This is a genomic window from Bacteroides neonati (assembly GCF_000499785.1).
GTDB lineage: Bacteria > Bacteroidota > Bacteroidia > Bacteroidales > Bacteroidaceae > Bacteroides > Bacteroides neonati.
Map to the genome: position 1 here is coordinate 49,233 of NZ_HG726027.1, position 25,017 is coordinate 74,249.

16 protein-coding genes are annotated in these 25,017 nt (G+C 44.0%); 11 read left to right on the forward strand and 5 right to left on the reverse strand.

The genetic code is table 11. The annotated features are described in order from the left end of the window. Positions 1 to 101: 101 nt before the first annotated feature. Complete coding sequence (locus tag TY03_RS18875; RefSeq protein ID WP_042373063.1) at positions 102 to 2,594, reverse strand: glycoside hydrolase family 9 protein; 2,493 nt, start codon at positions 2,592 to 2,594, stop codon at positions 102 to 104. Between the two features lie 224 nt (positions 2,595 to 2,818). Between TY03_RS18875 and TY03_RS18880 the strand changes: the two genes are divergently transcribed. The 11 genes from TY03_RS18880 to TY03_RS18930 all read left to right on the forward strand — a co-directional run bounded on the left by TY03_RS18880 (position 2,819) and on the right by TY03_RS18930 (position 16,812). Beyond that, positions 2,819 to 3,712, forward strand: coding sequence for a DnaJ C-terminal domain-containing protein (locus TY03_RS18880; RefSeq protein WP_042372829.1), 894 nt, complete (start codon positions 2,819 to 2,821; stop codon positions 3,710 to 3,712). 15 nt (positions 3,713 to 3,727) lie between these two features. Next, positions 3,728 to 4,024: a chaperone modulator CbpM gene (locus TY03_RS18885; RefSeq protein WP_042372831.1), complete on the forward strand. Its 297-nt coding sequence runs from the start codon at positions 3,728 to 3,730 to the stop codon at positions 4,022 to 4,024. 173 nt (positions 4,025 to 4,197) lie between these two features. Next, on the forward strand, positions 4,198 to 5,058 hold the full coding sequence (locus TY03_RS21640; protein ID WP_052332561.1) for a helix-turn-helix domain-containing protein: 861 nt from the start codon (positions 4,198 to 4,200) through the stop codon (positions 5,056 to 5,058). 272 nt (positions 5,059 to 5,330) lie between these two features. Continuing rightward, positions 5,331 to 5,891, forward strand: coding sequence for a hypothetical protein (locus TY03_RS18895; RefSeq protein ID WP_042372833.1), 561 nt, complete (start codon positions 5,331 to 5,333; stop codon positions 5,889 to 5,891). After that, a complete protein-coding gene (locus TY03_RS18900) occupies positions 5,892 to 6,482 on the forward strand; it encodes a DUF3575 domain-containing protein (RefSeq protein ID WP_081713131.1) in 591 nt (196 codons plus the stop codon). 9 nt (positions 6,483 to 6,491) lie between these two features. Next, positions 6,492 to 8,033, forward strand: coding sequence for a DUF3868 domain-containing protein (locus tag TY03_RS18905; RefSeq protein WP_042372835.1), 1,542 nt, complete (start codon positions 6,492 to 6,494; stop codon positions 8,031 to 8,033). Between the two features lie 31 nt (positions 8,034 to 8,064). Next, a complete protein-coding gene (locus TY03_RS18910) occupies positions 8,065 to 9,144 on the forward strand; it encodes a hypothetical protein (protein ID WP_148335723.1) in 1,080 nt (359 codons plus the stop codon). 43 nt (positions 9,145 to 9,187) lie between these two features. Beyond that, positions 9,188 to 10,336: a FimB/Mfa2 family fimbrial subunit gene (locus TY03_RS18915; RefSeq protein ID WP_042372838.1), complete on the forward strand. Its 1,149-nt coding sequence runs from the start codon at positions 9,188 to 9,190 to the stop codon at positions 10,334 to 10,336. A gap of 20 nt (positions 10,337 to 10,356) precedes the next feature. Continuing rightward, complete coding sequence (locus TY03_RS18920) at positions 10,357 to 11,757, forward strand: DUF4906 domain-containing protein (RefSeq protein WP_148335724.1); 1,401 nt, start codon at positions 10,357 to 10,359, stop codon at positions 11,755 to 11,757. Positions 11,758 to 11,761: 4 nt separating this feature from the next. Then, entirely contained in the window at positions 11,762 to 13,963 is a 2,202-nt protein-coding gene (gene fimD / locus TY03_RS18925) for a fimbrial tip adhesin FimD (protein WP_042372842.1), read from the forward strand. Positions 13,964 to 13,974: 11 nt separating this feature from the next. Beyond that, positions 13,975 to 16,812, forward strand: coding sequence for a hypothetical protein (locus tag TY03_RS18930; protein WP_042372844.1), 2,838 nt, complete (start codon positions 13,975 to 13,977; stop codon positions 16,810 to 16,812). Between the two features lie 146 nt (positions 16,813 to 16,958). Here TY03_RS18930 and TY03_RS18935 read toward each other — a convergent pair whose 3' ends face one another. The 4 genes from TY03_RS18935 to TY03_RS18950 form a co-directional block, all read right to left on the reverse strand. Continuing rightward, complete coding sequence (locus TY03_RS18935) at positions 16,959 to 20,936, reverse strand: glycoside hydrolase family 2 TIM barrel-domain containing protein (protein WP_449374814.1); 3,978 nt, start codon at positions 20,934 to 20,936, stop codon at positions 16,959 to 16,961. Positions 20,937 to 21,201: 265 nt separating this feature from the next. Further along, positions 21,202 to 22,905 (reverse strand): acyl-CoA dehydrogenase family protein, encoded by a 1,704-nt coding sequence (locus tag TY03_RS18940; protein WP_042372845.1) that lies wholly within the window; start codon positions 22,903 to 22,905, stop codon positions 21,202 to 21,204. A 3-nt stretch (positions 22,906 to 22,908) separates the two neighbouring features. After that, positions 22,909 to 23,928, reverse strand: a complete 1,020-nt coding sequence (locus TY03_RS18945; protein ID WP_042372848.1) for an electron transfer flavoprotein subunit alpha/FixB family protein — start codon at positions 23,926 to 23,928, stop codon at positions 22,909 to 22,911. A 4-nt stretch (positions 23,929 to 23,932) separates the two neighbouring features. Then, positions 23,933 to 24,805, reverse strand: coding sequence for an electron transfer flavoprotein subunit beta/FixA family protein (locus TY03_RS18950; protein ID WP_042372849.1), 873 nt, complete (start codon positions 24,803 to 24,805; stop codon positions 23,933 to 23,935). Positions 24,806 to 25,017: the final 212 nt, after the last annotated feature.

Genomic DNA, 25,017 nt, shown 5'->3' on the forward strand with positions numbered 1-25,017 from the left:
AACTACGTAGTTTTGGTATCAAAGAGTACGTACTTTTTGATACCAAAACTATATACTTTTGCTGAGCGGGTAGTTAGGAGAACAGAGAATGATTAACACTGTTAAAAAGGAAAGACAAACGTATACCCCTTCTTTTTCAACGTCTTTATCAGCTTCTCCATGGGTTTATCATAAAACTTATCTGTTCGGCTGTCTGCCGTACCAAAATGTATCAGCATGATGTGCCCATTCAAGCCCTCCCGTGCCTCTACTTCCATTACTTTGTTGTAAATCTCCCGGTTGCTTCGGTAGTTTTTCATGTCGGGAGTGGTATAGTCGGCATTGGTCAGTGTGCCCGGTGTGAAATTGATTACCTGTACGCCCATATTGCGTGCCCATGCAGCTATTTGCTTATTGTAGTATTCGTATGGAGGTATATACACCGATGCGTCTTTATAGGCGATGCCGGCTTTTCGCATGGTTTCGTAGCTTTTCAGTAAGTCTTTCTCAAAAGCTTCGCGTGTAACCAGTAACGAGTCCCGGTTTTCCCATGCGGCATATAGCAAATGTCCGTAGCTATGTCCGCCTACATAATGTCCGTCGGCTTTTAACCGTTGTATTACCTGTGGAAAACGTTCGTAAAACTCTCCGGTAAAGAAGAAGCCGCCTTTGATGCCGTGCTTCTTTAATATGCGAAGAATGGGATCTGCTCCGTCGGCTTTGTCGGCTGCGGTGAATACCAATGTGATTTGCTTCTTCGAAGGATCGGTTCGGATGATACCTCCGTCCTGATAGATATTACGATCGGGCTCACCATTAGCCTGCTTCATACCCTCTTTTTGGAGTGATGACAGATAATAGGTCAGGCAGGCAGTACCATCCATGGTTGGTTCGTTGGTCGAATAATCACTGATGGCATCGTGATAAACCATCTGGTCGGGCTGAAAACGCTTATAGTCTTCTCCCGGTCTGCCGGGAATACCATCCATGTTTACACCACGTAGGTTCTCAAAAATACTTCGGTATACGGGGCCATCGACCAATCCGCCTGTTGTGTTGCCCACCCCTGCATTCAGTAAAGATGAGTGAGGCTGTATCGGATAGTCGCCCGATAGGGGCAATTCTACCACCATGCTCGTTCCCCACGGATTACAACCAAAAAGCCAATCGCGCAAAGCAGCCTCCATCTCTTCGTAGGTAGAGTCGCCCGTTGTTTCGCGATACAGACGGCATTGAGTAAGCATGGCGGTTGTTAAGTTATTCGAGCACCATATATAAGGTATGCCGTGTAGAAAAGGGCTTGCCACGGCTTTTTCGTAGGTTCGTTGTATGCCGCTTCGCATATTACGGATGAATTCGTTACTGAGCCGTTGATTATCGGTTTGCGCCAATCGGTAGTGTCCCATGTTCATAAACGGATACCATTGATAATGGCGGGCACTATCGGCTCCCATCCATGGGGTGACTGGTTCACGTCGGCCATATTCGATGGCTTGGGTTAAATAGTTCGTGTTTTTAGTGGTGCGGTATAGCTCTATGGCTCCCAATTCCATATCATCTGTCCAATTGTCTTCTTCATAAATATAGGGCGATTTTACTGAAGCGGTTTGGCAGGCACCCGGTTTCTTGACTCCTTCCTGGTAAGCATCATCGGCTTTGGCTCCGATTTCTTGTGCAAACCCGGGATAGAAAGGTTTGAGTACCTCGGCACCTAGAGCAAAGCAAGAGGCAAACTTGCCGGCTGTGCTTGCCACACCGGTGGTGGCGTTCATATAAGTGCCTCTTACTTGCGGTTCGCCGCTGCAGAAGTAAACCGGCCGGCCTTTGCCCGGACCGTAGCCATAATCTACGAGGTCTTTATTGGGCAAACGCATTCCTGCATGATCTCGATCATCGGCAATCTGGTTGTATAACTCTCCCTTAGCCGGGTTCATTCGGTTCAGCCAATCGAGCCCCCATTTGGCTTCGTCTATGATATCGGGGATACCATTGGCTCCTTGGTGTCCGTCGGCATTATATGCATCGGCAAAAGCTTCGGGATTTTGCTGATAGGCGAACAGGAGTTGATAGATTGCATTGGCTGTTGTGGTGGTGTATTGCAAATAATCGGTTGCATCGTGCCAACCACCGCGTACATCAATGTGTTGTCCGGTTTTAGTAGGGTGATAAACAATGTATCCATCGTGTGTGTGGCAACTGTCTTTGAGAAACGGGTTATAGCCACAACGTTGCTGACGCATATAATGGAGTAAGAAGTCGGCAGTGCCGTGATAGACCCGATGGTTGATGGGGAAGTGTGGCGAAACAGTATTTCCGGCCTTGATACAGTAGGTGCCGGGTTCTTCAAAATCGCTGAAGTTTAGTCGATACGTACATAACATCTTTCCGATGCTACCACCCGCTCGAAGGGTGCGAAAGGTACGTTTGGTTTCTCCCGTAAAAACATCGATCAGAGCAAACTCCTGCATGTCGATAGGGGTTTCGCTCATGAACACTGCTACTTTTTTTGATTGGGGCAGATAGCCCAATTGATTGATACGTATCCATTCGTCTGCTCTGCTATTCAACGCGCTGAAAATGAATATGAAAAAAAACAGCCAACCATTGTATTTAATCATGGGGTATAGAAATTAAGGTTGAACAAATGTGTTAAGTTCTTCTTTTACAAAGGAAGCGCATTCTATTTACTTTCCGAACTATTATCGTTACTAATTAGCTGATATTATATGTCGTTTACAAATATTTAGAGTTATATCGGTGGCATTTAATAAATTGTGCTAAAATCAGAATCTAAAGACAAGATTAATTTGTTATCTGTTTACTAATAATAGAGAAGAGAATGGCATATATAGATTATTACCAGATTCTTGGTGTGGATAAGAAAGCCTCACAAGATGATATCAAGAAAGCTTATCGTAAGTTGGCTCGGAAGCACCATCCGGACTTAAATCCGAATGATCCCAAGGCTAAAGATTTGTTTCAAGAAATAAATGAAGCCAACGAAGTGCTTAGTGACCCCGAGAAGCGTAAGAAGTACGATGAATATGGCGAGCATTGGAAGCATGCCGATGAATTTGAAGCGCAGAAGCAGTCGCGACAACAGTCTTACTCGGCCGGACAAGGCGGGCAGGGATTCTATGGTGGTGGCTCGGGCGAAGATTTCTCTGATTTCTTTGAGTCCATGTTCGGACAACGTCGTGGAGGAGGTGGTCGTACGGCTGCTTTCCGCGGTCAGGATTTTAATGCAGAATTGCATCTTTCGCTTCGCGATGCAGCTCATACGCACAAGCAGGTACTGACGGTAAATGGCAAGAATGTACGTATAACCATTCCGGCCGGTGTAGCCGATGGGCAGGTGATTAAGTTGAAAGGATACGGTAGTGAAGGAGTCAACGGTGGGCCTGCCGGCGACTTGTATATCACGTTCGTTATAGCCGATGATCCCGTATTTAAACGCTTTGGCGATAATTTGCATATTGATATACCGCTTGATCTCTATACCGCTGTATTGGGAGGAGAACAAATGGTACAGACATTGAATGGAGATGTGAAATTGAAAGTAAAACCCGAAACACAGAACGGTACCAAGGTTAAACTCAAAGGAAAAGGTTTCCCCGTATATAAGAAAGAGGGCGAAGCTGGCGATTTGATTGTGACCTATACGGTTAAGATTCCAACCAATCTGAGTGAACGACAGAAAGAGTTGTTTAGGGAGTTACAAAGTATGAACTAAAAAAGAGTGAAAGCTATGCAGACCGAATTTATTATTGTCAGTGAATACTGCTACAAATGCCATATCGAACCCTCATTCATTGAATTACTAGAAGATGCGGGTTTGATCGAAACGCAAATAGAGGAAAATGAACGTTGCCTGATGGTGTCTCAGCTTCCTGATTTAGAGAAGTATAGTCGGATGTATTATGACCTATCGATTAACATTGAAGGAATTGATGCCATCCGACATTTGTTGCAACGGATAGAATTAATGCGGCACGAAATGAGTATGCTTCGTAAGCAATTGCTGCTTCATGATGCGCTCAAGTGAATAGACTGTTCGCTTGAGAGTATTGATGCCTTTTCCTTTTATTCCAGAAATTGGATGTTTTATTCAAATCTTGACTGTAGAAGATACAAGGGGGATAAATTACTTTTGCAAACAAATATCAAGGTATATAGCGTATAGATACGTTTTTTGATTTAGAGAAAAGGTAAAATGAGATGGGAAGTAAATTGTATCATGAGGAGAATTCTCAATGTATTAATTGTAAAGAGCCCAAGATAGAACTCTTTAAGTATATAGAAAGCAAAGCTGGCGAAAATATTATATTTGAAAATTATGATGTTCCTTTGTTGGTTTTTATATTATCCGGACAGGCTCTTGTTTCTTGTAATGAATTTCATGATGTGTTGTTTCAATCACATGAAATGTGTTTTTTACCGATAGCTGCCGATTGTACCTGGAAGATAATAGAAGATTCTTCTGCTATTATCCTCCGTACAACACCTCAGGGAGATATTTGTATGAGAGAATCCGGGGTTGAGCATCTGGACTATGTAAAAGGTTTGGAACCGGAATTTACCGGGTTGCCCATTAAGCCAGCTTTAATTGGCTTTCTAAACTCAATACTTTCTTACCTTAACGATGGGGGTACTTGTCCCGTTTTTCATTATATTAAGGAAAATGAACTGGCTATTTTGATACGTGCATATTACTCGGTTAATGAGCTGACTCGCTTCTTTATGCCCGAGATAAAGAATCGAGATGGTTTTCAGTTATTTGTTATGAAGAACTATCGCACCGTAAAAGGAGTCCAAGAGTTTGTTCACCTATCGGGCTTGTCGTTGAGTGCTTTCAATCGAAAGTTTAAAACCCTCTTCGGCACGAGTCCTTATCAGTGGATGATTAACCAAAAATCAAAGCATGTTCTGCATGCTATTTTGGCAAGAGATCAATCCATTGCTAATATTATGCGCGAATTTAATTTTTCTGATGCTTCACATTTCAATAGATATTGCAAAACGATGTTTGGAGCATCGCCCAGCGAGTTGAGAGGCCGCTCTAAAAAGAAGGTATCATAATCGCTTTTTCTTTTCTCTTTCTTTCCTCATACCATACCGGTCAAAAGTACTCGTATGGTAACTCACATGAATTCTTTAATGAAACCAAAAAGACAGTTTATTCTTGTAAATAGTAGCAAAAAAATATTCTTTTAGCTAAATAAATTTTGTTTTATTCCATATTTTGCAAGAATTATACCACACTGATTATTGTGTGGAATGCCTTAATACCCTGTAACTTTGCATTCATAATTAGTCATATATGTATATAACTAACTAAACGACTTGAAATTATGGATTATATCTCGTTAATGAATGGACGTGATAAGCTCGGAAAAGGTTCACTTGTGTTTTCAGCATACGAAAAGGCTGGAGAGGTAAACTTATTGGCTGAGGGGCAATATACATTTCTATTGGTATTGCAAGGTTCTGTTCGTTGTTATTTTAGAGGAGCCGTTTATCCGGTAAGAGTCGGCAAAATGCTGGCGTTTGATAAGGATCAGTTGCAACAATGTACCTGCGATAAGAATACGGTAATTATGGAGTATATACCTCTTGCAAAGATGTTTAAATATATGAAACTTTTCACAGAAAGCTTTCATGCTCCTTATTCCGATTTGGTGCCTTTTGATGAACGTGTGCATGAATGGTGCCAATGGCTGATTGATCGCATGAAGGTATGCTGTCAATATAATAAGAGAGCTTATTATAAGCTATGTGGCGTTTTTGCTAAGATGATGCTTCAATACTCGCCGGGAATTCTCGGAAACCTGTATATTCCACTCTATGCCTGCCAAATGCATAGGGGAGGATGTGAGGAGTGTGCAATGGGATGCAAGGTAATAACTAGCTAAATGAATATGAAGAAGATTTTTGCACTATTATTTTTAGTGTTTTGCGTTACCATATCCGGCAAGAGCCAGCAGGTGGCCGTAAAAACAAATTTGCTATATGGGGCGTATACTGCCACTCCTAATATGGGGTTGGAGATTCGTTTAGCCAAAGCAAGTACTCTCGATATCGGAGTAGGATATAACCCGTGGAACCTCAATGGGAGCACAGCCAATAATAAAAAACTAGTTCATTGGCTCGGCCAGGTGGAGTATCGCCATTGGTTGTGCCAGAGGTTTACCGGACATTTCTTTGGTGTGCACGCCTTGGGTACGCAATTTAATATTGCCGGACACGAATTGCCGTTGCTTCTGGAGAAGGGATCAAAGAATTATCGTTATCAGGGCTATGGCTATGGTGGTGGCATCTCTTACGGTTACAATTTCTTTTTGGGCAAGCGATGGGGGCTTGAAGCTACCATAGGGATGGGGTATGCACGTTTGCACTATGATAAGTACGATTGTGTGAAATGTGGAGAAAAGATGGGGGCTGACGTAAAAAACTACTTCGGCCCTACAAAGGCAGGTATCTCATTGGTATACATTATTAAATAACTGCAAAACATGAAATTAGTATTTATATCTGTCATTTTTATATTGGGGGCTACTGGCGTCTTTGCACAGCAAAAGGAGTATGCCGGAAAGATGCATATCACACCGCTCTCTTTGGAGCAAAAGGGAGATTCTGTTTATGTAAAATTGAATTTCGATATTGCGGGAATTAATGTTGATTCGCGCCGTTCGATCAGCCTTATTCCTACGTTGGTTGCACCTGATAAGAGGCTCAATCTTCCGGAAGTAATGGTCAAGGGACGAGAGAATTACAATGTTTATCGGCGGGAGCTTGCCCTGATGAGCAAACGCGAAAGGGATGATTATGAGAAGAACCCGCCTTATGTTGTTTTGGAGGGATTCAAATCTACAAACAATAAACAGATAGCCTATCAGGTGGCAATCAAGTATGAACCATGGATGGCTCAAGCCAAACTGGATATGTACGAGGATTTGTGTGGCTGTGGCAATGCTCCGCGCCGTATGGGTGTATCTCAATTGGTAAACCTGATAACGTTGGAGAAGGTTCGGGTGTTGGAGGCATATAGCATCACTCCTCATTTAGCGTATGTTCAACCGGCTGTCGAAACGGTTAAGCATCGCGAAGTTATAGGCGAAGCATTCTTAGACTTCGTTGTAAACAGGGTGGATATTCGTCCCGACTATATGAATAATCCGCGTGAATTGAAGAAAATTACCGACTTGATAGCTGAGGTGAAAAGAGATAAAGACATCACCTTGCGTGCAATCAATGTAATGGGTTATGCCTCGCCCGAGGGGACTCTTGAGGCTAACAGACGGCTCTCTGAGGGACGTGCAAATGCATTGGCCGAGTATCTCTCTACAAGATTCGATTATCCGAGAGATTTATATAAAGTTGTTTTTGGAGGCGAGAATTGGAGTGGGTTGCGTGAGCGTGTAGAAAGCTCTTCATTGCCATATCGTGATCAGGTGTTGGCAATCATAGATACTATTCCGGCCGAAATAAATTATGCTCAAAAGAGTAGTCGTAAAAAGGCATTGATGGATTTGCAGGGTGGGGTGCCATACCGATATATGCTCAAAGAAATTTTTCCTTCGTTGCGTAAAGCGATATGTAAGATTGATTTCGAGGTTCGGAATTTCGATATAGAACAGGCGAAAGAGGTGATGAAAAGACGTCCTCAGAACCTCAGCCTGAATGAAATATTTTTGTTGGCAAATACGTATAAGGAAGGCTCTCGGGAGTTTATCGACCTATTCGAAACTGCAGTCAGATTATTTCCTGATGATGTTACGGCCAACGTAAATGCAGCATCAGCAGCACTTGCCCGCAAAGATGTGCCTTCAGCCCAACGGTATCTGTCGAAGGTAAAGGGAAGAACGGGCTCTGCCGAATATTACAATGCTGCCGGTGTGTTGCAAATGCTTCGTGGCAATTACGATGAGGCCGAGATATTGCTTGATAAAGCTTCAGTCATGGGGCTGGCAGCGGCAAAGCAGAATAAGGAAGAGCTAACCCGCAAGAGAGCAAATAGCTACGAAATTGAATCAATAAATAGAGAGAATAGATAAAATAAATAGTGAATAATTTAAAAACAAAACGATGAAGAAAATTCTTTTAATGGCTCTTGTGGCCTTGACAATCATGTCTTGTTCGAAAGAAGAATACGATAACGCTAATCTTGGTGGAAAATCAAGTCTTTCAGTAAAAATAGATATGTCTCCATTTACAAGGGGTGGTGATGCCAATGTAACGGCAGCCCCTGAATTAGGCTCCATGCTACTTGTGGTAACAGACAAAAGTGGTAGTTATGTTACGGAGAAGTTGATATCCTCAGGGTTAGATGCTACTACGATCAATGTTGAGCTGATCGAGAAAACGGATAATGCAAATCTTATTGGTGGTAAAGTTACCATATATGGAGTAACTGTGGGTAATGGCTGGGGTACTTTAACCTCTGTAGCTCCCCAAGTGCTGCCTGCACTTGCTACAGCTCAAAAAAACATTAACCTATGGCAAAAAGACCAAGCAAACGGAGGTTTTTTGAATGTACCTTACTATGGCGAAGCTCCTATTGTTCAAAGCGGCATTAATGCAGACTCACATATCCTTTTGAATGCGAATGTAAGTATTACTCCCGAACTGGGGCGTGTGCAGGTAAAAGGTACACCGACCGGTGAGGAAAAAACAGTGGGAACAAGTGTAATCACAGTCTCCGATGTTGTGGTTCAAAACGTGTTCATCAACAATGTTGTCAGCAATGATATTTTAGTATCACCTCGTGGAAATGGAACGAATGATTGGGAAGATACCGGTGAGTTTCAAACCGGAGGTGCGTTATTCTCAATGCAAGATAGCGGTACCGGTTTCGGTTATCAGATTTTCGATAGAAGCAAACCCCACGTGATTGTAAAAATAACCTATAACACAAGTGTAGATGGTGCTGCTAAGGCTTCTCATACAGGTTTTGTTACCATTCAGAAGTTTACCTACGGTTCGGTAACGGCAGGTGATTTAGCTGTCGAAAAAGGAAAGATTTATGACGTAGATTTGGGAGCACTTGCTCTTACTTACGATAAGATCGGTGATGAGCCTTATGATAACACCGTTTATTATGACTTGGTAGCCAATGTAACGGTCAATAAATGGACCATCATTCAGGTAACTCCTGTACTTCCGTAGTCTGTGCTACCGGAAAATAGTAATAAGATAATAAAATTGAATTATGTTTTTTAAAAAGCACTTCCTATCTCTCATTCTATTTGTATTGGTTACTCTGGTAAGTGGCTGTACCAAAGAGAATACGGATGATTGTTTTTCGGGACTCAGGCTTAAGTTTAGCTTTACGCTTCACAATAATGGCGGTAGCCTGTTTGGCGAGGAAGTTAACCGGGTACGTGTTTATCTGTTCGATGAACAGGGGGTGTTGCAGCTCTATGCGTTGGATGATAGTAGAACCATTGAGTACAGTTATATGCAAAACGGTCAGCTCAGAACTGTAACAAAAGCCAATCTCGTGGGAGCGCTGCCTGAGGATTACATGATGCAACTGGATGTTGCACCCGGTAAGTATAAAGTGGTGGCATGGGGAGGTAGTGCAAAAGATACGGAGAGCACGTTCTTTCATGCTCATATGAACAATCCGATGACACATGATTATTCTGAAGGGGTAATCATCGGGCAGACTCGGATGGAAGATTTTCGAATGTTCATCAGATACAATTTGGCACCGGATCTGCCCGAAGATATTGTACCGACGGTTACCGAAATTGATGATTTGTGGTATGGTGCATGTGGTACTCGAAACGAGATTACCAGCAAATATACAATGAAAGAGGTCATTGTTAAGAATGGTACGGTTACAGAAGAGAAGATCGATCTGATTAAGAATACGAACGTGCTCAAAGTAACCATTACCGGTTACGAGAACATACTCGCTGCATCGCAAAGAACCAACGCTTCGTTGCCACTTAACGTATGGGTTACAGCGGTAAACGGTCGATACAAACTTGATAATTCAATCGGCGAGTGGGCACGCTCTATCCGATATGTGCCACATACCGAGCAGTTGGAAGCAAACCGGATAATGGTTGATATAAAGATGTTGCGAATAGATGTCGAAAAGCATACGGCACAACCCATGTATCTGACCATCGAAGATCCTGTTACACTGAAAAAGTTTCCGGGCAAACCGATTGATATAGTCAATACCTTGATGCAGGCGAAAGATGTACGCGGAAATTATATCTACAATAATCAGGCGGACTTCGACCGCGAATATGAACATCCGATAGAAATAAAGATAGATACCGATCTGAATGTGACTGTATTTGTCAAAGGATGGGAAATTACCCCGGTGATTCCTGAGGTTTAGAAACTGTTATTACAATAATTATGAGAAAAATCTTATATGTACCATCTCTGCTTTTGGCTTTTGTATGGGTGCTGATGTATCTTCTTGGCTGTACGAAGGAGGAAGTTCAGCAACACACTGGCGGCAATACGAAAATGGCTTTCAGAATCAGCACGAAAGCCCTTATCGGAGATACGGAGGAAGGGGTAACAATCAGTTCGCTCAGAATCTTAATCGTAAACCCGAATTGGGGGAATATAATAGTAGAGAACAGGTTGATTAACACTCAGTCGGGCGATTATGTGTTCAAACTTCAACAAGGTGGGTATAAAATCTGTGTAGTAGCCAATGAAACGGCAGCAATGACGGCTTCATTCGATGCCGCCGGCAAACTGTCGGACTTGAATGCCATACAGGTAGTCACTCCTGCAATGGAGAGCCAATTGGTTTTATACCAATCGGTAGACATCATGCTTCGCCCGTTGGCTTCCGATTCACAGCAGGCGGAGGTATCGGTCAATGGGGGTACTACCTGGGTATCGCCTCCCATAGTCAATGTGGAGTTGAAGAGAGTGGCAGCAAAAATCTCGTTTGCCATTAAAAAAGAGACGGCTGTACCCACAGACGTATTCACTATTAAAAAGGTTGAGTTGATCAATATTCCTGCGGATAGTTATCTGACCTCTTCAATGGCATATACGGGGGTGCTGCAAACTCAACTGCCTTTTAGCGGTCCGCGGATATCATTTTCGACCAATGGTGAGAGTCAACTACTATTCAGCGACTACATTGTGCCCGAATATATCTTATCGACACCTGCCTCTGCCAACAATGCGGCAACATTGGTCATTACTGCCGATTATACTAAGTTGGGCGGAACAGCACGCGAGGTTGTCTATACAGTTCCGGTATTAGGATGGAATGCGGCCGATTATAGCCTTACGCGAAATTGTCATTATAATATCACAGCCACCATAACAAAGTCGGCTGAATTGATAACACCAATCATCGTCGAGTATGAAGTGCTTAAATGGCAAAGTGCGGGTGATGGAAGTTTTGAAGTAGGTGCTGTTACTTTTACGGGTGCTTGGGAATACGGTACATCTATGAATGACCGGATCATCGAGGTGTCAAACAACACATCGGTAACGTATGAGTTTACACTCAGTTTCCCTCCCGGAGCAACGTGGACGGCTCAACTGACCAATATCCGTGATTTTGACTTTGACTTACATAACAATGGAGTACGCAGTGGAGTTACCGAAGAGGGGGTTGTAAAACGAATAAAAGTCAGGCCCCGCACCGTGGTGTCTACCAATGATGTGACAACCGAGTTTTATATCACTGTCTTCAACGGTTTTGAAACCGTTGAATTAGATTTGACCAACAACGGTACGGTAGGAGAAGGTAACCGGTTTATTATCAAACAAAATCCAAATTAAGCCAATGAAACGTATATCATTATTCTATATAGCACTATGTGTGGTTTTACTGAATTCTTGCGTAGAAGAACCGGTAACTGATTTGCATCCGCAAACCAAAAATGTAATCACATTCACTATCTTCAACTCATCTGCACCTGCCGAGGCAACAAGGGCTACTCGTGCAGCGGATGATATGCTTGACAATGAGAAGGTGATTAATCGTATCGATATTTTCTTTTTTGACGCTACCGGTGGAAACGTAGTTTTTTATCCCGATACAAGCCAAATTACGATTGATAATGATAAAGTAACTGTCAGAGTGCCCGAGGATGTGATGGAAACACTATATAGCACGGGTGCCTGTAAGGTCTATGTGTTGGCAAATTGCCAGTTGGAAAGAACTTTGCTCGAGGGCAAAACGCTCGATGGTATAAAGCAACTTTCCATGAATAATGTTGATGCTAAAAAGTTTAATTTGAATACTCCTCCGGTTGACTTCCTGATGGATAGTGAAGAGCTCGATGTTACATTCAATGCAGCTAATCCGCCGTCAAACTTGGGTAAGGTTAGTCTTAGACGTGCAGCAGCCAAAGTAGTGGTAGATATTACGGGTGCGAAGATAACCGGATATACTCCTATGGAGGCTCGCGTGATGGTGGTCAATTATTTAGATCAAACGAAACTTGGCAGTGAATATCTGTATGCTGCCCAAGAAGGAGACTATAAATCGGCAACCAAAACACTGATTGCCAATAATGATGCTGCAAACTCTTTTTCGATTGATGCCCGGAATCCGATTTACACTTACGCCAATAACTGGGCAACCGATAGCGGTAACGAGACATACCTCTTGATAGCCATTGATTGGCGCAAGCGAACCGATGGGATAACGAAAACCTATTATTATCGAATACCTTTCTCGTATATTCGGGCAACAGGAGATGTAGCTGCCAACAGAGATAAAATAAGGCGCAACTATGTATACCAGTTTGCGGTCAATGTAACTCGTTTGGGTGGTCTTGATCCGGCAGAGGCAGTAGATGTTTCGGCTAATTTTGATTTATTAGATTGGTCGACAAAAAAGGTGGAAGTTTCGATTCTCGAATATCATTTCTTGTTTGTCTATAACCCAAACGTAGAGATTTACAATCGTTATGCCAATGTGTGGGAATATAAGTCGTCCAAACACCCCATAACCGTAACGATGACCAAAGTATATTGCAATGAGTATGATACCGATGGTGGAATCAATGAAAGAATATATACAAGTGGAGATCCGCAATATCCAACAGTCACGGAATCGAAGATTGGAGATAGAACGTATTTCACTTTTCAGTCAATGATTCCTATCAACTACGTTCCGTTGTATATTAAGGCTACGGTAACCAATGGAACAGGATTGTCTGCCAATGTGTCGCTTACGATTTATCCTAAAATATACGTTACCGCTTCGTACTCTTATGGAGGATATGCTAATCAGGTGGTTAATCCGGACGACCGGGGTATTATTCCCGCCAATAGAGCATACCAAGATATAAACGGAGAGAGAATCTGGTTGGCAGGTTCATATACCACGCCAAGCGGAACGCTTCCCGATGCAGGGAGCAATAATCCCAATGGCAATGTAGCAGACATTATTCCACAGAAGAATTTTAATTTCTTCACCGTACACGTCACTTCGCTCGATATCGAAGATGAACACAATGGAATGACGATCGGAGATCCCACTAATCCATTAAATCATAAGGGTAGTACGAGTGGTAGCATTGATAATAGAGATGCGGTGGTCACAGGTCAAAATCTAAGCGATTGGAGTGTGGTGTCTCCGTATTTTCAGACGCAGACGGATATGCTTCATAACAAGATGGTATCTCCGCAATTTGTTATTGCTACGCAGCGTGGTATCACGCTTTCGACAAAGTCTTGGGAGGTAGCCCAGCAGCGATGTGCCACTTATCGGGAGTCGCAATATGCTGCCGGATCATGGCGTATGCCCACGCTCTCAGAACTCAAACTGGTACGCCGCATTCAACTCGATCCGAATAGTGCAATTAAGGAGTTGTTCCAATCCAAGACAACAGGCGGAGCCGATTTTGGTTGGTGGACGGCAGAGTACGGCTCTTCAATCATATTGGGCGAACCCAATGAGGAGAATGCCATACGAATCAATCAACCGCAACAGAGCAATTCTGTACGTTGTGTACGCGATGTATGGAGAGATTAATTTGAATGAAAATGAAAAATAAAATTATATTAGTTATACTTTCTGCACTCGTACTATTGGGGTGCCAGACATTCGATGTCGATGTTCCATATAGCAACGGTAGATCGGAGCTGATGGTGCATCTTGATATTCCTGCACCTGTGGTAGCGAAAACAAGAGCGGGTATTACCGACGAGTTGTCGTCTTTGTATGTGTTAGTCTTTGACAAGAACGGGCTATATCTGTCCAAGCATAACGGAGAGCTTGTTTCGAGTACGACGACAACGGCAAATTATAAATTCGGAAGCATTCCTACCACTAAAGAGGGCGAATTGCTTATTCTCCATTTTGTTGCTAACTATGATTGGACGAGCTTTCCGGATGCAGGCAATGTGGGTAAGAGCGAAGCCGAGGTCATGAACACGCTTAGCGTAACGAGCGGTACTGTGGCTTATTGGCAACGTATTGAGTTGCCCGGCGGATTAGTTGGAGCAAAGAACAGTACTATAACCCTGAAAGACGATGTGAGTTTACTCAGAAATATAGCCAAAATTACTGTGACGAACCTAACCAACGAACCGGTGGAGAATAGTTATCTGACTGATGTTTCATTTGCAGTGGGTGGTTACCTGAATCGAGGTACGGTTGCTCCGTATTCGACTTCGCACTATAGCTTTATAAAAGGTGCCATAACGGAGGCTTTGGATGGGCATACTGTCTCTATTACCGACGAAAGTGATTTTGTATCTGCACAGAATGGTTCTATCGGTAGCCAGTCTGTTGCAAAAAACATATATGAACGAAAGAATTCTACGGCTCGCGACCAAACTTATGTAATTTTAAAAGGATATTATCAAAAAACTTCCATTCCGAGTAATAGCACACGGGTGTCGTACTATAAGATAGATCTTGTCGATAGTCATGCGGCCAAAGAACTGTTAGATATTGAACGTAACTATCACTATATTATACAGGTGAACAATGTGGCGATGGAGGGATATCCAACCTTACAGGAGGCTATTGATAATCCGGCATCGAACAATATCAATGCAGCCATTCAGGTTGCCGAGTACACCTCTGTATCAGATGGTACGTATGTACTCCAGGTCGAAAAGACTGTTTTCTCGTTTGTAAAGCCGGGTCAGGACTTTCAGATAAACTATTCTTACTACGATGTTTCTACAGGTACGGTAGACAATAGTAAAGTGACCGTTACGCTGGAGCAAGATGCGGCAATGAAGGTGATAGCAGACGGTTCGTTTACCGATACTCAAAATGGAGTTATTTCGGCTCGTACTGCTGCTATTCCGGTGAATAACGATATCTATCAGGCAACCTTTATTGTAGCGGCCAATAACAGTAATCTATCTCGTAGAATTACCGTGCGTCTAAGAAAGCCTATGAATTTTGTTAATGTGTCATCGACACCGAACAACGGATCTACCGACTGCGTAGTGGCTAATATGGTGGGACAACCCGTTACGATTACCTTTGCTTTCCCACCTGACATTTCGCCGGCCGTATTTCCTCTACCGGTATATGTCTATTCCAAAAAGCTATCACCCGATCCTACCAAGATGGGAGTTGATGCGCTTTCGATAGATCCTCTGCCAAATAATACATTCCGGTATGTATATATGGCTCCGTACAAGGGCAACGATGCAAATGACGTACCTCATACACATACGATCTATCTTGTCAGTTCTACGACTTCCTCTAATGAAGATGTCATTCTTACTTCCGATTACTTCAATGATGTAACAATTAACCTGAGGTCGGCCAGTATTCCTGCGTTAAGCAACGTAAGCTTTAATCCTAATCCGGTTTTCAAACTGAAAGATGAGCCGGTACAATTGACCTTTGATATCCCCGTGGTGGCGGATAACACACTGCCATATCATATACGTATCCATACGGATTATTTGGCATATGTTTCAACGGCTACCGGTTTGGATTGTGTTTGGGATGAAGAGTTGGGAGTATACATCTACACCACCAATACGACAGGCAATCAACGGATATCATTTAAGACAAAGCAGCCGGAGAGTAGCGGGTACGTACGCATAGATGGTGATCGGTTTGCTGCAATAACCGTTAGGCGAACGACTTTACTAGGCGAGTTTAAAGATGTATCGGTTGATGTTTCGGGAAAAACAGCAGGAAGTGCGGCAAATATCACCTTATCAGTTGATGAGGCAGGTACGCGCTATATAGCAGGTGGAGGTGATGTGTATTTCAATACCCAGTATCTTACACCCGCTGTAGGAAGTGGTATGGTATCAACGGGAATTGCCAATGAGTATAAGATGTCCGTATCATCCGGAGGCGTTAAAACGGCGAGCTTTATTCTTAACAAAGACTTGCCGGTCGGAGAAGCGGAAACGATTAAAATATCAAGTGCCAACTTCAAAGATTACTTTGCTAAGAATGTAATTCCGGGAAAGTTTACTTTTGGCAGCAATGTTCCGGGATATGAAAATCGTCCGGTATTGACCATCAAAAATTCAGATACACCGGTGTCATTGTCGGCGGTTGCATATTGGGAAACGTTTAATCTTCGTTTTTCTATCCCTCCGTCAACACGCCTTAATGGGGCAGTACTATCTGATACTAATCCGTTGTATGTCTGTTTTGAAAGTACCAATGATCTTTATTTAAGGTCATATACCGGAATTTCATCATCCATACCATCAACCTATCAAAATGCCCGAACTATTTGGTTTAAAATAACATCTACCGGAGATAAAGTAGTCGCTTTTGATGCTAACAGAGCCAATGATAACTCCGTGTTGTCTTTGATGTCTGTAAAGAGCGGAGAAACCATATCGAATGGAGTGTTTGAAACTGCAACCGGGTTCCAAGACAGATAAGTGACCGCCAAGACTGCTTTTGATAGTAAACAGTTGTCGGGCAATATAAGTTAAGCCTTCGTATTCTTGATTTGATCGTTAGGATCTTGTATCAAGAATACGAAGGCTTAACTATTGGGTAAACTATGTGTTGAGCTTACTAAGAATTATTCTGCCAGAATGGTAATTTCAGCACCCGAAGCATAGTCTTGTCCGCGTTGTTCGCTCAAAGCAGTGAAGCGGATGTAACGCGCTTTAACCGGTTGGTCGAATACGACTTTCTTCTCTTTCAAGTCTCCTTTGAAAGTGCCTTTGGCTATCGGTTCACCCCACTCTTTGCCATCTTGGCTGATGTGGATGGTATAGTCTTTTACATTACCATTGCTGCTGTTCTGACGGGGCAGATAGGTGAAGCCTTTGATGCTCTTCACTTCTCCTGCATCCAGATCGACCCAGTGGGGATGTTTGGCTACGGTTACGGAGAACATCGTGTGCCAAATGGTATTCGGATCACCATCTGTCAGGTTCTTCGCTTCTCCTCCGTCCGACTCTTCGCTGCTGGCATAGATAACCTCTGTTTGAATACTCTCTATCTTTTCGAAAGTAATATTTGCTTTGATATAGGGTGCATCTTTGAACCAGGCAGTGATTGTGCCACCGTTGCGTAAAGCGATGGGAGCATCGTATGTTTTCATCTTGCTCTTGTCTATCGTATAACAGATGACGGCACCTGCCTTGGGCGACGTAATCGATACGGCTCCGGCACGGTTGCGAGTGATGGAAAGCGGCATCTCTCCGGCAGGAGCTACGTTGGCTGTAGCAGCAAGGTCTTTCGTTGCCGGACGGATGATAAAGCCCATGTTGTGGTGGTTGGCAAATACACGGTCTTGTTCCAATGGTCCGCCTTGTCCGCAGCTATTGCCTCCCAATCCGGTTACAGCAGCATCCAGATGCAGATACGTATCGCCTACGGCGGGTAACTGGTAAGGGTGCGAAGCCAAGATCAGGTCGAGCGCAGAGTAGGGGAGTGCCGAAACTGATAAACGGTCGGTGGCTACGAATACAGCTCCGTTGCCGGCTTTATTGGTCAGTGCACACCAGCGCACATCTTCATGATTAGCCATATCTTGTGGCTTGGGGAAGTTCACAAACTCTCCCGTCACTGTGTTTTTATGCTGCTCAATGAACTGTCCGGTCTTACGGTCGGCATAGTTGTCGATAGGGCCGCGTCCGTAGTATGTGAAGTTCTCGTATTGTTGAGGCACGCGCATCACATATCCCAGGCGAGGCAATACAAGGCTCGGTTGGTTGGAGGTGATGCTTGATTGAAGTTCAATAGAGCCGTCTTTGTAGACTGTCCATACTTGGTTGGTGGTGAACTTAAAGTCGGCATTGCCGAATTTCTTGTCCGTCAACTCCTGAATACTGCTTTTACCACTGCTGGTTCCGCCCAGTATTTTGGCAGCGTTGGGAGCCTGAGACTCTACGCTGAAAGAGAGAACAACGGTGCCATCTTCTTTGGTCATCATGCTGTATCCTGTGGCTACGTGCTTCAGGTTGTGCAATCCATTTTCGAACCATGGAGAGTAGAACCAGTTATCGTTATTGGTAAATGCACGCAACGCATCGAGCTTCGGACCATTACCGTCACTGATGATGGTTTCATTGCCGTATGTCAGGCGATAGATGGTTCCTGTCTTCTTATCGAATGTGGCCTCAGATCCGTTGCCTTTGATGGTCACTAAATCGTTGCTCGTGGTTACTTCTGCTTTGGAACCGCTCACCGTGCTGATTGAAGGACGATCGCTTGCCTCTTTGATAAGTATTTGCTCCTCTGCCTGTGCAAACTGTTTGTCTGCCCATGGCATATTCTCTTTCAATAAGAATTGAACTTTAACGAAATATTCTGATTCGTTCTTTAATTGACCGAATGAATAGGGGAGGCTGATGGTGGTGCGTTGGCGTGGAGCAACCTTATTAATAGGAGCGATTCCCGCTTGCACCTCTTTGCCGTTTTCGTATAGTGCCCATCTTACCTCATACTCCGAAAGGTCTTTGAAATAGTATTTATTAAATACCTCGAACAAACCTTTCTGTACATCGATTGCTTTGACGGCAATGTGTTGATATACTTTTTTGACCTCGTAATATTGAGGTTTGGGTTCCAGATCGGCAAACACAATACCGTTCATAACGAACTGTCCGTCGTTTGGAGTATCACCAAAATCACCTCCATACGCTAGGTAGCGTTCGCCGGTTTTCTTGTCGTAGTTGTACATGGCTTGGTCTACCCAGTCCCAAATAGCCCCTCCGCAGAAGAAGTTCGTTGACTCGATGGCTTCCCAATAATCGACCAGATTGCCACAAGCATTACCCATAGAGTGTGCGTATTCCGAAACGTGGAAAGGATATTTGATGTTATAGCCACCTTTGACTGCACCACGCATCCAACCGATCGATGGATACTGATTAGAACCCATGTCGACGATATCGTTGTTGCGTTCGTACTGAACAGGGCGCGAGGTATCAAAGGCTTTCAATGCATCGTAGGCAGCTACGAAGTTCTTGCCCGGACCTGCTTCGTTGCCCAACGACCAGATTACAATCGATGGATTGTTTACATTGGCATGAACCATCTCCATCACACGAGCTACGTGTGCCTCTTTCCACTCAATGGGGTGTGACAACGAAGCTGCACCGTAGTAGTATTGATGCGATTCGATGTTGGCTTCATCTTCCAGATAAAGCCCGTATTTATTGCATAGGTAATACCAATACGGATCATCGGGGTAGTGTGAGTTACGTACGTGATTGATGTTGGCACGCTTCATCAGCATGACTTCTTTCTCCATCATCTCTCGTGTAATGGCATGGCCTACTCCCGGATTGGTTTCATGGCGGTTGACTCCTTTGAGTTTTACTGTTTTGCCATTTACATAATAATAACGACCTGCCAATCCGAATTCATCTGCCGAGGCAGGTGTATCTTTGATTTCTACCTTGCGGAAACCCACGGTAGTCGAAACAGCTTCCAAGGTTCTTCCTTTCTTATCTTTTAGCTCAGCTAGCAGTGTATAAAGGTAAGGATATTCGGCCGACCATTTATGGGGAGCCTGTACATTCACTATCGTTTTCTCTGTTGTTACTGTCATTTTCGGGTTTACCAACTGAACACTGGCCGAAGCTACGGCATTGGTTACAGGTGTGTTCTCGTCCGAATACAGTTTATTGGCATACAGAGTGTAATCGATTCGGTATCCCTTGGCTGCTTTCTTGCCGAAGTTGCGGACGTCGGCAGTGATGGCAAGCGAACCATTGGTATATGTTTCGTCCAAGTCGGGGATGACTACCAAATCACTCACTTGTACTTTGGGTGTGCTGTAAAGAGCCACGGTACGGAAGATACCCGGCAGGCGGAACATATCTTGCGCTTCGAGGAAAGAGGCATCCGAACTGCGATATACCTCGGCAGCGATGGTATTTTTTCCTTTTTGCAGATACGGGGTAATATTGAAATTGGCTGTATTGCGCGAGTTTTTCGAGAAGCCAACGTATTGACCGTTGATCCATAAATAGAAGAACGAGTCGACACCGTCGAAGCTGATAAAGACTTCACGTCCGTCCCAATCTTGTGGAATATCGAAGTCACGACGGTAGGAACCTACTTCGTTGCGATGCTTGTAGGTGGTCCAGTTTGTTGGTGGGGTACGCATCACCCCTCCACGCCAATCGTCTACTTGCACCTTATGTTGAAAGATGACCGGTTGGTTGACGTAAATAGGCACACCATACTTCAGACTACCGTCTTTCTGAATGCCGTAAATGTTCCAACTGGAAGGAACGGGGATGTTATCCCAGTTTGAAACGTCGAATGTGGTTTGATAAAAATCTTTGGGACGTGAATCGGGATCGGGAGCCCAATTAAATTTCCAGTTACCGTTTAGTGAAAGCCAGTATTTACTGTTTTCGGGCAACACTTTTCGTGCACTTGCTGCATCTTGGAAGCTAAAGAACCAAGCTCGAGGTTGCTCTTTGTTGAGAGCCAGGCTTTGGGGAGACTCCCACTCGTTTCCTGTTGGACTGGTGATGGAGGCATAGTTAAATCCATCCAATGGTTTTTTCTGTGCAAAACACAGACTAACCATACTGCATAATACCAGACTTAATGTAAGTTTTCGCATCATTTGCTTTTCTTTTGATTAGATTATTTGTTGAAATTTTGTGTTCAGTTTTAATTGTGACTTTTATTTCTTCAATTTTAGTGCAATATTCGTGAAAAGCAGTGATATTGCCAAACTTTTTGACATTAATTGGGTATTGAAACAGGTATTTCTGTTATAAATGATATTAAAAAAGAGAACTTTGGAATTCCAGAGTTCTCTTTTTTAATATCATTATTATTTTATGCGGTTACTTTCTGTAATAAGCCAGATCGTCCTTATCGAACTTGCGGATAAAGTTGATATGTTTTTCTACTTCGGCTTCGGCATAACGCACATATACTTGTGCCGATTCTGAGAATAGATCGCTCTTCGAAGCGTCTTGTACCATCAGGTGTCCCATGATCGTGTAAGCAGCCATTTCTACCAATCTACGGGCACAGAAGTCGAGCAACTCTTGGTCTTTTGCTTCGGTGATTTGAGTTACACAAGCCGCATATTTGGCCGCCATCTCTTTCAAACGGTTCTGTAAACCTTCGAATTCGGGAGCTACCGGCATGGCCTCGTACTCTTTAATGCGTGCCAGGTAAGCACCATTCGTCACGTAACGGATGGCAGCTACTACTTGCAACTGAGTAGTACCTTCGTAGATGGAAGTAATACGTGCATCACGATAAATGCGTTCGCAGGCATAATCTTTCATGAAGCCCGAACCACCGTGAATCTGAATACAGTCATAGGCGTTCTGATTGGCAAATTCACTGCCAATACCTTTGGCCAGTGGTGTGAAACTATCGGCCAGTTTCGAGAATACCTTCTGTTCGGTACGCTCTTCGGGAGTCAGCTTGCGTTCTTTGGCTACGTCGTCGAGTGCTTTGTATACATCGACAAAGCGGGCAGTTTCATATAGCAAAGCACGGGTAGCATCCAATTTGGCTTTCATCACCGATAAAATCTCGGCTACGGCAGGAAAGTCTATGATGGCTTTGCCGAACTGTTTGCGGTCTTTGGCATAAGCCAATGCCTCATTGTAAGCAGCCTGAGAGATACCTACCGATTGAGCAGCAATACCCAAACGAGCACCGTTCATCAACGCCATTACGTATTTGATAAGACCCAACTTACGATCGCCACAAAGCTCGGCTTTGGCATTTTTGTATACCAACTCGCAGGTAGGGGAGCCTTTGATACCCATCTTGTTTTCGATGCGGCGTACATTGACACCACCGTTGCGCTTGTCGTAGATGAACATTGATAGGCCACGTCCGTCGTGTGTTCCTTCTTCCGAGCGAGCCAGTACAAGGTGAATGTCGGCGTCGCCATTGGTGATGAAACGCTTCACGCCGTTCAGGTACCAGCACTGGTCTTTTTCGCTATAGGTTGCTTTCAACATCACTGCTTGCAGATCCGAACCTGCATCGGGTTCGGTCAAGTCCATCGACATGGTATCGCCTTGACATACACGGGTGATGTAGCGTTGCTTCTGGTCTTCGTTGGCAAATTCGTAGATGGTTTCGGCACAATCCTGCAATCCCCAAAGGTTCTCAAACCCGGCATCGCTACGGCTTACAATATCGGCAGCCATGATATAAGGTACAATGGGGAAATTCAATCCACCGTAGCGACGTGGCATAGCCATACCCATCAGCCCGGCTTTCGTCGTAGCTTCGAGATTGGCTGCTGTTCCGCCGGCATATTTCACTCGGTTATTAATAACCTGAGGACCTTCATGATCTACCTCTTCGGAGTTGGGAGCAATGATGTCTCCACAGATTTCACCTACAATTTCCAATACTTTGTCGTAGCTGTCCATTGCATCTTCGAAGTCGATGGGTGCATATTCGAAAGTATCTTTGTCGGTATAGTTGCGCTCTTTAAGCTCAACAATTCTTTTCATCAACGGATGGTTCAAGTGATGCTTGAGTTCCGGGGTATCTAAATAAAAGTTAGCCATATGTTACTTACTGTTTTGTTTATAGAATTTAATCATCTTAGGTACTACTTCTTCGATGCTTCCGTTGACTACATAATCTGCAATCGTATTGATCGGCGCTTCGGGGTCGTTGTTGATAGAGATGATAATGCCACTCTCTTGCATACCGGCAATGTGTTGAATTTGTCCGGAGATACCGCAAGCGATGTAGAGTTTCGGGCGAACCGTTACACCGGTTTGACCGATCTGTCTGTCGTGGTCAGCAAACCCTGCATCTACGGCAGCACGGCTGGCACCTACTTCGGCATTCAATACCTTGGCAAGATCGAACAGTAAGTTGAAATTATCTCTTGAACCTACTCCATAGCCACCTGCAATAACGATAGGCGAACCTTTCAGGTTGTGTTTCGCTTTCTCAATGTGGCGTTCGATGACACTTACCACATAGTCGCTGTCGGCTACATAGTTTGCTACTTCGTGACGAATCACTTTTCCTTTATAATCGGCCGATAGGATGGCTTTCTTCATAACACCTTCGCGAACGGTTGCCATTTGAGGGCGGTGTTCAGGGTTTACAATGGTAGCCACAATGTTGCCGCCAAAAGCAGGACGAATTTGATACAGCAGGTTTTTGTATGTTTTTCCTTCCTTCTTATCCTCGTGATCTCCGATTTCGAGCGAGGTACAGTCGGCTGTTAATCCGCTGGTTAAAGCAGAAGAAACACGTGGACCCAGATCGCGACCGATTACCGTTGCACCCATGAGGCAGATTTGAGGCTTTTCTTCCTTGAAGAGGTTGACCAGAATCGCTGTATGAGGCAAGGAGGTATAGGGATAAAGCCCTTCGCTGTCGAATACGTGTAGCTTGTCTACCCCATACGGAAGTACTTGTTTCTCAATATTCTTTAAACCGCTTCCGGCTACTACCGCTTCGAGTTGACACCCTAGCTGATTGGCTAGTGAACGACCTTTGGTAAGTAGCTCAAGGCTTACATCTAAGACGTTGCCTTCTTCTATTTCGCAATATACAAATAAGTTATTCATGTGATTATCCAATGGTGTGGTTAGCTAATAGTTCAACAATCAGATCTTCCACCTCACGGTCTGAACCGCTGATGTTTTTACTCTCTTTAGCCTGGAACACGATGTTCTGAATGGCTTTCACTTTGGTAGGCGAACCGCTGAGGCCACACTGTGCCAAGTCACCGTTTACGTCCGATACACTCCATTCGGCCAGGTTAAGGTAATCGCGTTGGTCATACAGATCGGTATAATCCAAATTGCCTTGCTGCTTCTCGGTAATGGTTTTGGCGTGCTTGAACTTCTGGATGAGTCGCGCATTGCGAGGACGACAGGGGGCTGCCGAACCATTGACGGTAATCACGATAGGCAACGGACCTTCTACTGTTTCGATACCACCATCGATATGGCGTTTCACAGTAATACGGCCATCGGCTACTTTCAAAATCTCTTCGGCATACGTAATTTGAGTGAGTCCCAGCTTTTCGGCCACCTGAGGACCTACTTGCGCCGTATCACCATCGATTGCCTGACGACCACCGATAATTACATCACACTCACCTATTTTGCGGATGGCCATTGCCAGCGCATACGACGTTGCTAAGGTATCGGCACCTGCAAAGGCACGATCGGTTAGCAGATAGCCGTTATCGGCACCACGGAAAAGTCCTTCACGAATAATATCGGCTGCGCGACCGGGTCCCATCGTCAGGATGGTAACAGTAGAACCGGGATGTTCATCTTTCAGTCGAAGAGCTTGCTCAAGAGCATTAAGATCTTCGGGGTTGAAGATGGCAGGAAGTGCCGCGCGGTTAATAGTTCCGTCGGCTTTCATGGCATCTTTCCCAACATTACGTGTGTCGGGAACTTGTTTTGCCAATACAACAATTTTCAAACTCATGCTATTAATTTTAGTATTAGTATTTTCTACAAAGTTGCAAATTTACGCAAACAGTTGGTTCTGACAAGAAATCCGGCCTAAAAATGCACAATAGGTTGATTATTGAGCAATTAACAGATGTGTATTTGTTACAATGAAAAAGTACGTACTCTTTACATCCAAGAGTACGTACTTATTCTAACAAAAAGTACGTATTTAACACACTGTTAAAT